We start from the raw sequence: 14,019 nt of genomic DNA on the forward strand, positions 1-14,019 counted from the left end.
GTCAGTTCCCTGGATCGGCAGCGGGCGGCGTCGCGTCGTGGGGCGGCCTGCCGCGATTGAAGCGCTCACGCGCGCGACGGCCGAGCGAATCGAACGCGAGATAGATGACCGGCGTGGTGAACAGCGTCAGCAACTGGCTGACGATCAACCCACCCGCAATCGCGATACCGAGCGGGCGGCGCAGTTCGGAACCGGCGCCGGTGCCGAGCATCAGCGGCAGCGCGCCGAGCAACGCGGCGAGCGTGGTCATCAGGATCGGCCGGAAACGCAGCAGACACGCCTGGTAGATCGCTTCGCGCGGCGGCTTGCCTTCCTCGCGCTCGGCGTAGAGCGCGAAGTCGATCATCATGATCGCGTTCTTCTTCACGATACCGATCAGCAGCACGATGCCGATAATGCCGATGATGTCGAGATCGTGCCCGGTAATCAGCAACGCGAGCAGCGCGCCGACGCCCGCTGAAGGCAGCGTCGACAGAATCGTGATTGGGTGAATGAAGCTCTCGTACAGCACGCCGAGCACGATATACATCGTGACGATAGCCGCCAGAATCAGGAACAGCTCGTTCGACAGCGATGCCTGGAAGGCCAGCGCCGCACCCTGATAACGCGTCTGGAACGACGCCGGCAAGCCGATGTCCTTCTGCGCCTGGTCGATCGCCTTGACTGCCGCGCCGAGCGACGAGCCGGGCGCGAGGTTGAACGACACGGTAGTGGCCGGGAACTGGCTCAGGTGCGTGACCAGCAGCGGCGCGGGTTTCTCGATGAACTTCGCGATCGACGACAGCGGCACCTGGCCGGTCGTCGACGTGGAAGAGGGCAGGTAGATCGAATTCAGCGAGTCGGTGTAGTGCTGCATCTCCGGCAACGCTTCGAGAATCACCCGGTACTGGTTCGATTGCGTGAAGATGGTCGAGATGATCCGTTGGCCGAACGCGTCGTACAGCGCACTGTCGATCGTGGCTGGCGTAATGCCGAAGCGCGACGCGGTCGCGCGGTCGATCTCGATGAACACCGACTGGCCGTTGTCCTGCAGATCGGTCGCGACGTCTGCGAGCGCGGGCGACTGCTCCAGCCGCTCGATCAGTTTCGGCACCCACGTCGTGAATTCACTGATGTTCGGGTCGGTCAGCATGAACTGGTACTGCGTCGGGCTGACCGTCGAGTCGATGGTCAGATCCTGTACCGGCTGCATGTACAGCGACGCGCCCGGAATGTGCGCGACGTCACGCTGCAATTGCCGGATCACTTCGCTCGCGGTGTTGCTGCGGTCGTCGCGCGGCTTCAGGTTGATCAGCATGCGGCCGCTGTTCAGCGTGATATTGCTGCCGTCCACGCCGATGAACGATGTCAGGCTTTCCACGTCCGGGTTCTTCAGGATCTGCGCGGCGAGCGCCTGCTGCCGCTCGGCCATCGACGCATACGACACCGATTGCGGCGCCTGCGTGATCGCCTGGATCACACCGGTGTCCTGCACCGGGAAGAAGCCCTTCGGAATGTAAATGTAGAGCACCGCGGTCAGCACCAGCGTGAGCAGGCCGACGAACAGCGTGGAGCGTTGCCGGTTCAGCACCCACGTGAGTGCGACTGCATAGCGCGCGATCACCCAGTCGATCGCGCGGTGTGCCTTTGCTTCGAAGCGGTGGCTTTCATGCGGCGGCGTGTGGCGCAGCAGCTTCGCGCACATCATCGGCACGAGCGTCAGCGAGACCACCGCCGAAATCACGATGGTCACGGCGAGCGTGATCGCGAATTCGTGGAACAGGCGGCCGACCACGTCACCCATGAACAGTAGCGGGATCAGCACGGCGATCAGCGAGACGGTCAGCGAAATGATCGTGAAGCCGATCTGCTTCGAGCCCTTCAACGCAGCTTCGAGCGGTTCCTCGCCTTCCTCGACATAGCGCGCGATGTTTTCGATCATCACGATTGCGTCGTCGACCACGAAGCCGGTCGCGATGGTCAGCGCCATCAACGACAGGTTGTCCAGCGAGAAGCCGCACAGGTACATCACCGCGAGCGTGCCGATCAGCGACAGCGGCACCGACAGACTCGGAATGATGGTCGCGTAGACGTTGGCGAGGAACAGGTACATCACCAGCACGACCAGCACGACCGACATCGCCAGTTCGAACTGCACGTCGCGCACGGACGCGCGGATCGTGGTGGTGCGGTCGGTGACGATGCGCACGTCGAGCGCGGCGGGCAGCGACTGCTGCAACTGCGGCAGCAAGGCCTTGATGCTGTCCACCACCTGGATCACGTTCGCGCCCGGCTGGCGCTGCACGTTCAGGATGATGGCCGGCGTGTTGTCGACCCATGCGCCGAGCTTGGTGTTTTCCGCGCCCTGAACGATGTTGGCGACGTCGGTCAGCATCACCGGACGGCCGTTCTTGTACGCGATCACGGCGCTCTTGTACTGGTCGGCGTCGGTGAGCTGGTCGTTCGAGTTGATCGTGTAGTTGCGCGTCGGGCCGTCGAAGTTACCCTTCGGCGTGTTGACGTTCAGGTTCGAAATCGTGGTGCGCAGATCGTCCAGATTCAGGCCGTAGGCGGCGAGCGCACGCGGGTTCGCCTGGATGCGCACCGCGGGGCGCTGGCCGCCCGACAGACTGACCAGACCCACGCCCGCGACCTGCGAGATTTTCTGCGCGAGACGCGTGTCGGCCATGTCCTGCACCTGGGTCATTGGCAGGGTGGGCGACGTGATCGCGAGGGTGATGATCGGCGCGTCGGCCGGGTTGACCTTCGCGTAGATAGGCGGCGCGGGCAGGTCCGACGGCAGCAGGTTGCCGGCCGCATTGATTGCGGCCTGGACTTCCTGCTCGGCGATGTCGAGCGGCAGGTCGAGACTGAATTGCAGCGTGATGATCGACGAGCCGGCCGAGCTTTGCGACGACATCTGATTGAGCGACGGCATTTGCCCGAACTGCCGTTCGAGCGGCGCAGTGACCGACGACGTCATCACGTCCGGGCTTGCGCCCGGATAGAAGGTCTGCACCTGGATCGTCGGGTAGTCGACCTCGGGCAGCGCCGACAGCGGCAAAAAGCGCAGCGCGACGAGACCGACCAGCATGATCGCCGCCATCAGCAGCGCAGTGCCGACGGGACGCAGAATAAAAGCGCGGGATGGATTCATGCGGTAAGTGCCGTGCCTTTATTCGGAAGCTTGCGCGTCGCGTTTGTGACGATGGCCGTGCGCGCCCGAAGCGCCCGACGCACCGGCGGCCCACGCGCCACTGCCGGCGTGCGCGCCATGCGCACCCGACGCGCCACGCGGACGATCTGCCGGAATGGTGATCTTCGCGCCTTCGCGCAGACGGTCCGAACCGTCGATCACCACGCGCTCGCCGACCTGCAAACCGGACTGGATACTGGTGCGCTCGCCGTCCACCGGGCCGATCTTGACCTGACGCACCGTGACGGTGTTATCCGGCTTTACGACATACACGAACTGACCCATCGAGCCATTGAGCACGGCCGTGGTCGGCACGATCACCGCGTCCTTGATCGTATCGACCAGCAGGCGCGTGTTCACGAACTGATTCGGGAACAGCTTGCTGTCGTTGTTGTTGAAGAGCGCACGCAGCCGCACCGTGCCGGTGGTGGTGTCGATCTGGTTGTCCATCGTCTTCAGCGAGCCGACTTCGAGCGGCGTGGTATTCGCGCGGTCATAAGCGGTGGCCGACAGCTGCTCGCCGTTCTGCGTGTGCTGGATGATCTGTTGCAGGTTGTCTTCGGAGGTCGTGAAGATCACGCTGATGGGCTGCAATTGCGTAATCACGACGATGCCGGTCGCGAGGTTGGACGTCACGTAGTTACCCGGATCGACCTGGCGCAAGCCGACCCGTCCCGACACCGGCGCGGTGATGCGCGCGTAGACGAGGTCGAGCTTGAAGCTGTCGATGCTTGCCTGGTCGGACTTCACCGTGCCTTCGTACTGACGCACCAGCGAGGCCTGCGTATCGACCTGCTGGCTCGCGATCGAGTCCTGCGCGAGCAGCGTCTGATAACGCTTCAGGTCGAGGCGCGCGGTTTGCAGCAGCGCCTGGTCACGCACCAGCGTGCCTTGCGCATTTTCCAGCGAGATCTGGTAAGGGCGCGGGTCGATCTGGGCGAGCACGTCACCCTTCTTGACCATCTGGCCTTCCTTGAAATAGACGTCCTGCAACACACCGCTCAACTGCGGCAGCACCGTGACGGTGGCGAGCGGCGTGACGGTGCCGAGCGCGGTCAGTACGACCGGCATTTCGCCTTGCACGGCGCTCGCCACGTGAACTGGTTGCGGCAGGTTGCCCATGCCGCCGCGGCCGCCGCGCCCACCGGCGCGCGCGCCGCTTGCACCACTCGCACCACTCGCGCCGCGTGCCTCGGACGCCCCGCCTGCTGCGCCAGGACCGCCCCACGGGTGCCAGCGCCACAGCACGACACCGACGATGACCAGCGCAGCAACGATCAATGCAATAGTGCGGCCCCGGTGCCGCTTCACTGGGCCACGCGGATCGCCTGGCTTGCCGGCCGCAGCGCCGTTGGGGCGCGATTGGGAAGCCTGGTCGGCGGGATGTGAAGTTTCCGAATGCTTTTGTTGTTCGTCCATCGGTTCGGTCAGGTGGCAGGCTTTGATGTGAGCCGCTCGCGCAGTCCAGCGGGAACCGAGGTTCGGCGGACTGGCACGCGGGTGGCATGACAGGCAGTTGTTGGTGACAGCGGACGCAGCGCGCGTTTTTTAGCGCGATGCTACCCGACGCGCGGGGCAGAGATGTTAACGCAATGCGTTATTCACGCAGCTTTGCCGGGGTTGTCAGCGTGGCTATTCTTCACCCTGTCGGGATATTCGCCCCCGGCTGGAACCCATCGGACATACGCTCCGCGCGACGGAAAACGCATGATCCTACGTTGTGCCGTCCGTAACAGTCCACCTGTGTATTTTTCTTTTGATTACAAAGGTTACAGGATGTACTGCCACGGCGACGGGCATTCCAGTGGCCACCGACCGGCAAGCCCGCGGGTGCTTCAGTTGTCGAGTCGACGCCCCGGCGTGCCGCCTATTTCGAGAACGATTTTGCTGATGCATTCAAGCAACGCCGGCGCAGCGCGCGAGATCAGCCAGTCACGCGGACACTGATCCGCCGAGCCGCCGCAATTGACGGCGTAGCGCTCGCCGGAGGGCCCGACGAAACCTAGCGCGATCGCGTTCAGGCCGTTGTACCACTCGCCCGTGGCGATCGCGAACCCCTGTTCGATGGTCTCCTGCAACGCGCTTTCCAGCCGGCTGCCGATATGACCCCAGTCGTCGCCTTCCGCTGCCTGAAGGCCAATCAGCAACTTGTCGCGTTCGGATTCGGCGAGGGCGGCCAGGTACGCGCGGCCCACCGCCGTGCGGCTAAGATTCATCCGCGAGCCGATTTCAAGGCGCGACACGAGGACCGCCGACCGAGGCCGGATCGCGTCGATCACCACCATGTCGAAGCGATCCCGCACGGCGAGGTGAACCGACAACGACGTACGTTCGGCCAGTTCGATCAGGAAGGGCCGCGCGCGGGCGCGAATGTCGAAGTTGCGCAGAAAACCGTTGCTCAACTCCAGCACCGATGAGGTCAGCACGAAACGCTCGCTGTCCGGCAGTCTGAACAGGAAGCCGGCGCCAACCAGAGTCGCCGTGATGCGCGATACCGTCGGTTTGGGGATGCCGGTCAGTTCGGTCAGTTCACGATTGCTGAGCGGCGCGTCGGCCGCCGCGACCGAACGCAGGACGGTCAGACCACGGGCTAGCGCGGTGACTTCGTCGCTGGAGCCGTCTTTTTCCTTGGTCACGTCTGCGGGAGTGGCAGGGCGAACGGGTGGGTTCATGTGATTTTTTTGGAACTGTATTTCAAATTATTCGTTTGCAATCTGCTGATGACGATGCCACAGCAGGCCGCCAGTCACCCCGGCCGGGGGTGCTGATTCCGTTTTTCATCAGAACATTCATTGTATCGGAATATTTTTCCGTTACGAATTACGCTTTTTAGATTTTGCTTGACTTAGTCAGCATAAGCATAAAAAATGGAATCTCATTTCGAAAGACGCTTTCAGATTCCGATTTGTTTAAAGAATTTGAATTCACCGTGACTCCGTTTGTGTCGATTGTCTTCACAATTCCATGTCACCGTCTGTAGTTAGGGCCGCATTGCGCTCTAACTGTCGAATCCCGTCTCTCAGGTTCTAGCACGGCCCTCGGAATGGCTAGAACTTTTTAAGGCGTCACGGCAACGTGACGCCTTTTTTTTCGCCTGGCGTTTTGGCTTGCGCGCAGCCCCGGCTCAGCGCTGATTTGAGCGAGAGCGAGGCGCGCTCCGTTTGCGTTGCCGCTGCCAGCGCGTTAGCGCGACAGCAACGACACGGTTGCAATGCCCAGAATCGTCATGACCAGCGACGCGCTCACGTGAATCGCGACTTCGCCCGCAGCCCAGCCGAGCCGGCCGTCCTGCAGGCGCTGCACGACTTCAGCCGAAAAGGTCGAAAAAGTGGACAAGCCGCCCATCAGGCCGGTAATGACGAAAAGCCGCCATTCCGGTGCGATTTGCGGCGCGCGGGCAAAGCCTGCGACCGCGACCCCGATGATGTAGCCGGCAATCACGTTGGCGGCCAACGTGCCGAGCGGCAAGCCGCTAAAAATGCCATTCAGGCGGATGCCGAGAAACCAGCGAAACAACGAGCCGAGCGCACCGCCAATAGCGACTGCAAGGAAGGACCAATACATGGGAAAAGCCTGACAGAACCGGAGGGTCGACGAACCGGACCGGGCGGGCGCGCGATGCCGCGTCCATGGGTGTCCGGGCGAAGCAGGCATCATCAGCCACGAGGGCGGTTAATGGAGAATGCCATCTCCAGCGCGCAAGTCTAACATCGGCGCGGATATGGAGGGACAGGTCAGGGCGCGTGAAGAAGGCCCTCGCGCGGGTGGTTTGTGTCGGCGCGAGCCGTTGGCAGGAGCCCGGGCGGAGCCTGCAAAGCCCGGCGTCGCGCGCCGGGTCCGGCGCGCGACCAGCCAATCCCTACCCGCTCCAGTGTCCGGGCTGGGCGCGCGCGACTTACTCCGACGTCGCCGAAATCTTGTGGATCGACAGATCCGCGCCGTTGTACTCGTCTTCCTGATCGAGCCTCAGACCCACGGTCAGGCGAATCGCGCCGTACACGGCCGTGCCGCCGAGCAGAGCGACGGCGATCCCGCCGAGCGTGCCGATGACCTGCGAACCGAAGGCGACGCCGCCCATCCCGCCGAGCGCGCGCAGACCGAAAATGCCCGCCGCAATGCCGCCCCACGCACCGCACAGGCCGTGCAGCGGCCACACGCCGAGCACGTCGTCGATACGCCAGCGGTTCTGCACGCACGTGAACATATAGACGAACAGCGCGCCCGCGATACCGCCCGTCACCAGTGCGCCGAGCGGATGCATCACGTCGGAGCCGGCGCACACGGCAACCAGACCGGCCAGCGGACCGTTATAGGTGAAGCCGGGGTCGTTGCGACCGGCGAGCCACGCGGTCAGCGTGCCGCCGACCATCGCCATCAGCGAATTGACCGCGACGAGGCCGCTGATCTTGTCGACGGTCTGCGCGCTCATCACGTTGAAGCCGAACCAGCCGACCGTCAGCACCCAGGCGCCCAGCGCGAGAAACGGAATGTTCGACGGCGGATGCGCGGCGATCCCGCCATCGCGGTGATAACGTCCATGCCGCGCGCCGAGCAGCAGCACGGCCGGCAACGCGACCCAGCCGCCGAACGCGTGCACGACCACGGAGCCGGCGAAGTCGTGAAACTGCGCGCCGAACGCCTGCTGAAGCCAGTTCTGAATGCCGAAGCGTCCGTTCCACGCGATCCCTTCGAAGAACGGGTAGATGAAACCAACCAGCACGAAGGTCGCGAACAGTTGCGGATTGAATTTCGAACGCTCCGCGATGCCTCCCGACACGATCGCCGGAATCGCGGCGGCGAAGGTCAGCAGGAAGAAGAAGCGCACCAGCGCATAGCCGTTGTGCGCGGACAGCGATTCGGCGCTGCCGAAGAACTGCACGCCGTAGGCGATCGTGTAGCCGATAAAGAAATACGCGATGGTCGACACTGAAAAATCCACGAGGATCTTGACGAGCGCATTGACCTGGTTTTTCTTGCGGACCGTGCCGAGTTCGAGAAACGCGAATCCTGCATGCATGGCGAGCACCATCACTGCGCCTAGCAGCAGGAAGAGGGTATCGGTGCCGGTTTTAAGACTTTCCATCGATGTGTCCCGCTTATGCCAAAAAAACGGGCAATGAATGCAAGAAGTGGGCCAAACTTGTGCCGATGAGCGTCGATGAGGTGCAAACCGGCACCGGGATGGAATTTCTTATGCACCCTGGTTAGCTGTTGCACATTTACTGTAATTAATCATGCACCGTAAAAAGGCATTAAAAAGCACAGTTATAGTGCACAAATTTCGAGTGTCGTTTTGCGTGATCCAGTAAAGGGCGAATTATTCGATTTTAATTACATTTAATTCAAAAACCTGACGCTATGGACGCCAATAAGCGTGTTTTACCAAGGCTGGTTGGCAGTGGCAGGTCGACGACAACGTCGCTTTGTTTCCGGTTAAATCGCCGACATAATGTGCCGTTCCCGGACCCGATCCCGCTGGCCCTCGACCCTATGCGAAGCGCATGAGACTGACCACCAAAGGCCTGTTGCTGATCGCCATTCCCGCGCTGTTCGAATTGGCGTTGTTGTCCGGACTGGTGAAGGCGCAGTCCGACGCGGCTTTGGCGGAGCGCTGGGCGATCCATAGTGAAGAAGTGCTGCGCCAGACCGCCGCGATTCTCGATCCGGTGATGGGCGAATCCGTTGCGCTGCGCGGTGCGGTGCTCGCCCACGACACGCATTTCACCACGCCGGTCGCGGTGTGGATGGATGTGGACCGTCGCATCGATCAACTGGCCGAACTGGTCGCCGATAATCCCGCGCAGGTCGAACGCGTGGCGCAGATGCGCCAGGAAGTGCAGGCTTATCGCCAATGGTCGGACCGGATCGAAGACATGCTGCATGCCGGGCGCCGGCGCGATGTGGTTGACCGTTTTCAGGATCTCGCGGAAGCCGAGGTGCTCGATCGTTTCCGTTTGCAGGCGGCCGCGTTCCAGACGGAGGAGCGGCGCCTCGACACGCTTCGCTCAAGTGTCGCGGACGAAGCGCGTGAACGGCAGCAAACGCTGATCGTTGCCGCCGCGCTCAGCTCGCTGCTGTTCGTCGCGCTGGCCTTCTGGCTGTTCACGCGCGGCGTGCGGGGCCGGCTCGCAATACTGTCGGACAACGCCGGACGCCTCGCGGGCAATGAACCGCTGGCGCCCATCAGTGCCGGCCACGATGAAATCGCGCGTCTCGACCAGACCTTGCATGAGACCAGCCGGCGGCTGCTCGAGGCCGAACGTATCCAGGCGCGTTTCCAGGCCGATCTCACGCGCCGCGCCGGCGAACTCGCGCGAATCAACGAAACCCTGCGGCAACAGACTCAGGAAAACGAGATGTTCATTTACAGCGTCTCGCACGATCTGCGCGCGCCGCTGGTGAACCTGCAAGGCTTCTCGAAGGAGCTGATCCGTGCGGGCGATGAGTTGCGCGCGGCGGTTCGGGAGTCGTCGCTGGCGGTGGCGACGCGGCAGCGCATCGAGCGGGTGATCGACGAGGACATCGGCGAAGCGCTGCATTATTTGCAGACTGCCGTGCTGCGTGCGTCGCACATCATCGACGCGTTGTTGCGGCTGTCGCGGGTTGGCCGCGTCGAATATCGGCGGCAAAGGGTGGAGGTGCGCGATATCGTGCAGCGCGTGGTCGACGCCATGCAGGGGTCGGTCCGGGCCAGGCGTGCGCAGGTGCGGGTCGACGAATTACCGGCTGTGTGGGGCGACCCCACGGCGCTTGAACAGGCGTTCGCGAATCTGGTGGGCAACGCGGTGAATTATCTGGACCCCGCGCGCGATGGACGAATCGAAATCGGCACGACGATGGCGCCGCCAGGTGTTCAGTCGTTACGGATTTTTTACGTGCGGGATAACGGCCAGGGCATTCCTGAAGTCGCGCTGCCGCGTCTGTTCAATGCGTTTCAGCGGCTGCACGGCAATACGACGGCGGGCGAAGGGATCGGCCTTGCGCTGGTGCGGCGGGTGGTCGAGAGGCACGGTGGACGGGTGTGGGCAGAGTCGAAAGAGGGCGTGGGCACGACGTTTTATCTGTCGTTGCCCGAAGCGGGCATCCGCCATGTCGAGCCGGCTGCCGGGGCGCTTGCCGTTACTCCGGCGGAAGTGGGTCATGCTCAGGAAAAGGGCGAGATGCGCGACTGGCGGGCTAATCTGGAGCGCCGTGACATGAACCGTGCGAGCGGCAGCACGGCTGCGCATTCCGCCGATGCCGCACAGCCACAGCAGACTGGTACGCGATAGCGGTACAAGTGTTGCGCCTGGTTGCGCTTGAGTTGGCGGGTCCGTCGCTCTGCGGCGGGATCGCAGGCGGGGTCAGCGCGGCTTATGCTGGTTATGCGGCCTATGCGGCTTGTCACGACTGGCTTCGGCGCTGGAGCACTGGATAGGCATAAGCCAGCAAACGCCCGCTCAATGCGCCGTAAACAACTGCCGTGCTTTAAGCAGCCTGCTGCCGCGAATCGACCAGTAACACGCGCAGAGGATCAACATCGACACGGCCGTCAGCGCGAAAAGCGGCGAAGGGTGCAACCCGGCGAGCCCATCGATCATGAACAGGTCCCGCGCGACGATCAGCAGCGCGACCCACATCGCACATGTCGCCTGGAGCAGCAGCCGCGTGCCCGCGAGGCGACGTGCACGGTTCTCGCGCGACCAGTTGGCCGGCGTGCGCGAGCAGAAAAAAGTAATGGCCATCAGCATGACGGCGAGGACGACGATCCAGTCCACCAGTTCCATCGAAAGACACTCCCAAGTGAGCAGCGACTATAGGAAAGCCTTCGTGCATGAACAATCGGACCAGTCTCAATTGCTAAGTGAATAATTCATTCAGGCGAGCGTCCCGCGCCATGAAGGCATGGCGCTCGCCGTCAAATCAGAGTGATGGGGAGCCGATTCTGAATCGGCTCAACGCGGTTAGGAGCCGCTCACAGTTCGATCCGCGTGCCGAGCAGCACGAGGAATTGACGCAGCCATTCAGGGTGGGCGGGCCATGCCGGAGCGGTCACGAAGTTGGCGTCGGTGATGGCGGCATCGACCGGAATGTCGGCAAATTCACCCCCAGCCAGTTTCACTTCCGGCGCGCAGGCCGGATAAGCCGAAATACGTTTGCCGCGAATCACGTCGGCGGCGGCGAGCAGTTGCGCTGCGTGGCAGATAGCGGCGATCGGCTTGCCCGCTTCGGCGAATTGCCGGACGATTTCGATCACCTTCTGATTGAGCCGCAGATACTCCGGAGCACGGCCGCCAGCAATGGCGAGCGCGTCGTACTGGCTCGGATCGGCATCGTCGAACGAAGCGTTCAGCGTGAACTGATGACCCGGCTTCTCGGTGTAGGTCTGGTCGCCTTCGAAATCGTGGATGGCTGTCTTGATGCGATCGCCCGCACGCTTGTTCGGACAGACCGCGTCGACGATATGGCCGACTGCCTGCAGTGCCTGGAACGGCACCATCGTTTCGTAATCCTCGGCGAAATCGCCGGTCAGGAACAGAATCTTCTTTGCCGCCATCGTATGCCTCCAGTTGATCAACGGAACACAGCGAACGTGACTTCACGTTCATAGACGCTCAGGCAGTCTACTCCATCGCAGTTGACAGAACTGCGACGCGTTGTGCAATCGGTTCGAGGTTGCATGGCGCACACGTTATGCCGTTGAAGAAGCAGCGATCGTGCTGCGTTGAAGCCGCTATCAAACGGAATTCATGCAGTCTTTCGCGGATGACTGCGAATTCGTAGAGAATCGCGTTTCGTGCGCTGCGGGACATGACGTTCTGCCGCAACGGCGTATCATGAGCGCGTTTTCGCCACACTGAAGCCGCCTGAGCGGCTCACACCCAATCATGATTTCATCTATTCGTTCATCTTTGCTGCGCCGCGTCGCTTTCGTGGCCGTCGTGTTCGGTGGACTGGCCGCGTGTCAGAAGAACGACGCAACGGCCGGGCAGGTTGCGGGCAAGGTCAACGACGTCGCGCAGGTCGCAGGTCAGAAGCTCGATCAGGCGGCCAGCTACGTCGGCCAGCAGGTCGACGCGACCAAGGCGGCCGCGGAGCAGAACCTGCAATCCGCTTCGTCGCCGTCGATCAATATCGACCCCGGCGCGCTCGCGTCGACGGCGCAGGCCAATCTGCAGAACGCAGCCAGTGCGACCCAGGCGCAACTCGGCAAGGCCGCGTCGCTGACCGGGCAGAGCCTCGAGACCGCGGGGCGCAAGCTGCAGGACTGGTCGGCGCAAAACTCGGCGTCGACGACGAGTGCCACGGCCTCTTCCACAAGCTCCGGCGATTCCGCCGATGCGCAAAAGCAGATGGACAAGTGAGATGCCGGCCACACTGTGCTGCTGCAAGGCGACCGGTTTGACAGCCGGATTAAATGTAATTACCATGGTTACACATTGTCGCCGGGCGGGTTCGCTGTGAATACGAGTAGCCGGTTTGCATTTGCGGTGCACGTGCTCGCGCTGCTGTCGTTGCAGGAGGGCGTGCCGCTGTCGTCGGACATGATCGCGGGCAGCGTGAATACGAATCCGGTGCTGATCCGTCGACTGCTTGCAATGCTCGCCGAGGCGGGGCTCACCACGTCGCAGCTTGGCGCGGGCGGTGGTGCGTTGCTCGCGAAGACGCCTGAGCAGATCACGTTGCTCGACGTGTATCGCGCGGTCGACGATGCGCAATTGTTCGCGCTGCATCGCGAGGAACCGAATCCGGCGTGCATGGTGGGGCGCAATATTCAGGGCGTGCTGCGCGGTATCATCGGCGATGCGCAGCAGGCGATGGAAGCATCGCTCGGCGCGCGTACGCTGGCTGACGCCACCGCGGACGTAGTGCGCTCCGAGAAGCAGCGGGAACGCAAGCGTCGAGCGTAGAAATGGACGCCACGACGAGGTCGTAATCAATCAGCAGGAAGGGCGTGGGTTCAGGTTAGATACGACACCTGAAACACGCGCCCAGTCAGACGGGGGCAAAAGCCCCTATTTTTCCCCCGATATATGTAATCATAATGGTTACATATTGGCCAATCACAGGAACAGGAGTAGTCACATGAGCAAACAACTGAAAATCGCCTTGTTTGGCGCGACCGGCATGGTCGGTTCGCGGATCGCCGTTGAAGCGGCGCGGCGCGGGCACCAGGTCACGGCGTTGGCGCGCAATCCGGCGCGCGTGCCGGGCGACGTGGCGAATCTGAATGCGGCGCAGGCCGACTTGCTCGATGCCGCGAGCGTCGGCGCGGCAGTGCGCGGCCACGACGTGGTGGCGAGCGCCTACGCTCCGCCGCAAGACAACCTCGCGACCTTGAGCGACGCGACCAAGGCGCTGGTCGAAGGCGTGCGCGCGGCCGGTTTGAAGCGCCTCGTGGTGGTGGGCGGCGCGGGCTCGCTGGAAGTGGCGCCCGGCAAGCAACTGGTCGACACGGCCGGCTTCCCTGACGCATACAAGGCGATCGCACTTGCGCATCGCGACGCACTCGGCTACTACCGCACGGTCACCGATCTCGACTGGACGTTCTTCGCGCCTGCCGCGCTGATCGCACCGGGCGAGCGCACGGGCACGTTCCGCACCGGCGCGAATACGTTGATCGCCGACGCTGCGGGCAACAGCAGCATCTCCGCGGAAGACTACGCGATTGCGTTCGTCGACGAACTGGAACAGGGCCGTTTCGTCCATCAGATTGCGACCGTGGCGTATTGAGTCGCTGATTTTTCGTGGCCGGCGCGCGGCGCAACGCAACGTGTTGCAGCGAGCGCGCTGGCATGAATCGCCGATGCGGTGATCTGCAAGGCCGGCGCGCCGGCACCGCAAGACTCGCTGCGGGTTCGCCG

At 62.8% G+C, this 14,019-nt stretch carries 11 protein-coding genes and 1 riboswitch; of the genes, 4 read left to right on the forward strand and 7 right to left on the reverse strand.

The features are described 5' to 3' along the window. Position 1: 1 nt before the first annotated feature. From LMG28727_RS00715 to LMG28727_RS00735, 5 genes are all read right to left on the reverse strand, one after another. Positions 2-3,136, reverse strand: coding sequence for an MdtB/MuxB family multidrug efflux RND transporter permease subunit (locus LMG28727_RS00715; protein ID WP_201640405.1), 3,135 nt, complete (start codon positions 3,134-3,136; stop codon positions 2-4). Positions 3,137-3,154: 18 nt separating this feature from the next. Next, entirely contained in the window at positions 3,155-4,594 is a 1,440-nt protein-coding gene (locus LMG28727_RS00720) for an MdtA/MuxA family multidrug efflux RND transporter periplasmic adaptor subunit (RefSeq protein WP_201640406.1), read from the reverse strand. Between the two features lie 416 nt (positions 4,595-5,010). Next, positions 5,011-5,847 carry an IclR family transcriptional regulator gene (locus LMG28727_RS00725; RefSeq protein ID WP_201640407.1) on the reverse strand — a complete coding sequence of 279 codons (837 nt, stop codon included), beginning with the start codon at positions 5,845-5,847 and terminating at the stop codon, positions 5,011-5,013. A 511-nt stretch (positions 5,848-6,358) separates the two neighbouring features. After that, on the reverse strand, positions 6,359-6,739 hold the full coding sequence (crcB, locus tag LMG28727_RS00730) for a fluoride efflux transporter CrcB (protein WP_201640408.1): 381 nt from the start codon (positions 6,737-6,739) through the stop codon (positions 6,359-6,361). Positions 6,740-6,815: 76 nt separating this feature from the next. Continuing rightward, a riboswitch (Fluoride riboswitch) is annotated at positions 6,816-6,877 on the reverse strand. Positions 6,878-7,070: 193 nt separating this feature from the next. Further along, a complete protein-coding gene (locus LMG28727_RS00735; protein WP_201640409.1) occupies positions 7,071-8,258 on the reverse strand; it encodes an ammonium transporter in 1,188 nt (395 codons plus the stop codon). 418 nt (positions 8,259-8,676) lie between these two features. On the opposite strand from LMG28727_RS00735, the gene LMG28727_RS00740 reads away from it, so the two are divergent. Continuing rightward, complete coding sequence (locus LMG28727_RS00740; protein ID WP_201640410.1) at positions 8,677-10,446, forward strand: sensor histidine kinase; 1,770 nt, start codon at positions 8,677-8,679, stop codon at positions 10,444-10,446. A gap of 168 nt (positions 10,447-10,614) precedes the next feature. Here the strand turns inward: LMG28727_RS00740 and LMG28727_RS00745 are convergent, their stop codons facing one another. Together LMG28727_RS00745 and LMG28727_RS00750 are read right to left on the reverse strand one after the other, a co-directional pair. Next, a complete protein-coding gene (locus LMG28727_RS00745) occupies positions 10,615-10,941 on the reverse strand; it encodes a hypothetical protein (protein ID WP_201640411.1) in 327 nt (108 codons plus the stop codon). A gap of 188 nt (positions 10,942-11,129) precedes the next feature. Then, positions 11,130-11,711 (reverse strand): DJ-1/PfpI family protein, encoded by a 582-nt coding sequence (locus tag LMG28727_RS00750; protein ID WP_201640412.1) that lies wholly within the window; start codon positions 11,709-11,711, stop codon positions 11,130-11,132. A gap of 331 nt (positions 11,712-12,042) precedes the next feature. On the opposite strand from LMG28727_RS00750, the gene LMG28727_RS00755 reads away from it, so the two are divergent. From LMG28727_RS00755 to LMG28727_RS00765, 3 genes are all read left to right on the forward strand, one after another. Beyond that, the gene (locus LMG28727_RS00755; RefSeq protein ID WP_201640413.1) at positions 12,043-12,519 is read left to right on the forward strand and encodes a hypothetical protein; all 477 of its coding nucleotides are present in this window, start codon (positions 12,043-12,045) and stop codon (positions 12,517-12,519) included. A gap of 96 nt (positions 12,520-12,615) precedes the next feature. Continuing rightward, the gene (locus LMG28727_RS00760) at positions 12,616-13,065 is read left to right on the forward strand and encodes an Rrf2 family transcriptional regulator (protein ID WP_201640414.1); all 450 of its coding nucleotides are present in this window, start codon (positions 12,616-12,618) and stop codon (positions 13,063-13,065) included. A 175-nt stretch (positions 13,066-13,240) separates the two neighbouring features. Continuing rightward, positions 13,241-13,888 carry an NAD(P)-dependent oxidoreductase gene (locus tag LMG28727_RS00765; RefSeq protein ID WP_201640415.1) on the forward strand — a complete coding sequence of 216 codons (648 nt, stop codon included), beginning with the start codon at positions 13,241-13,243 and terminating at the stop codon, positions 13,886-13,888. Positions 13,889-14,019: the final 131 nt, after the last annotated feature.

The organism is Paraburkholderia metrosideri (assembly GCF_904848625.1).
In the GTDB taxonomy this organism is placed as follows: Bacteria; Pseudomonadota; Gammaproteobacteria; order Burkholderiales; family Burkholderiaceae; genus Paraburkholderia; species Paraburkholderia metrosideri.

Bases quoted from the DNA above. Each gene is read 5' to 3' on its own strand.
- LMG28727_RS00745 (WP_201640411.1), bottom strand. From the start codon at position 10,941: ATGGAACTGGTGGACTGGATCGTCGTCCTCGCCGTCATGCTGATGGCC.
- LMG28727_RS00725 (WP_201640407.1), bottom strand. From the start codon at position 5,847: ATGAACCCACCCGTTCGCCCTGCCACTCCCGCAGACGTGACCAAGGAA.
- LMG28727_RS00765 (WP_201640415.1), top strand. From the start codon at position 13,241: ATGAGCAAACAACTGAAAATCGCCTTGTTTGGCGCGACCGGCATGGTC.
- crcB (WP_201640408.1), bottom strand. From the start codon at position 6,739: ATGTATTGGTCCTTCCTTGCAGTCGCTATTGGCGGTGCGCTCGGCTCG.
- LMG28727_RS00755 (WP_201640413.1), top strand. From the start codon at position 12,043: ATGATTTCATCTATTCGTTCATCTTTGCTGCGCCGCGTCGCTTTCGTG.
- LMG28727_RS00720 (WP_201640406.1), bottom strand. From the start codon at position 4,594: ATGGACGAACAACAAAAGCATTCGGAAACTTCACATCCCGCCGACCAG.
- LMG28727_RS00735 (WP_201640409.1), bottom strand. From the start codon at position 8,258: ATGGAAAGTCTTAAAACCGGCACCGATACCCTCTTCCTGCTGCTAGGC.
- LMG28727_RS00740 (WP_201640410.1), top strand. From the start codon at position 8,677: ATGAGACTGACCACCAAAGGCCTGTTGCTGATCGCCATTCCCGCGCTG.
- LMG28727_RS00715 (WP_201640405.1), bottom strand. From the start codon at position 3,136: ATGAATCCATCCCGCGCTTTTATTCTGCGTCCCGTCGGCACTGCGCTG.
- LMG28727_RS00750 (WP_201640412.1), bottom strand. From the start codon at position 11,711: ATGGCGGCAAAGAAGATTCTGTTCCTGACCGGCGATTTCGCCGAGGAT.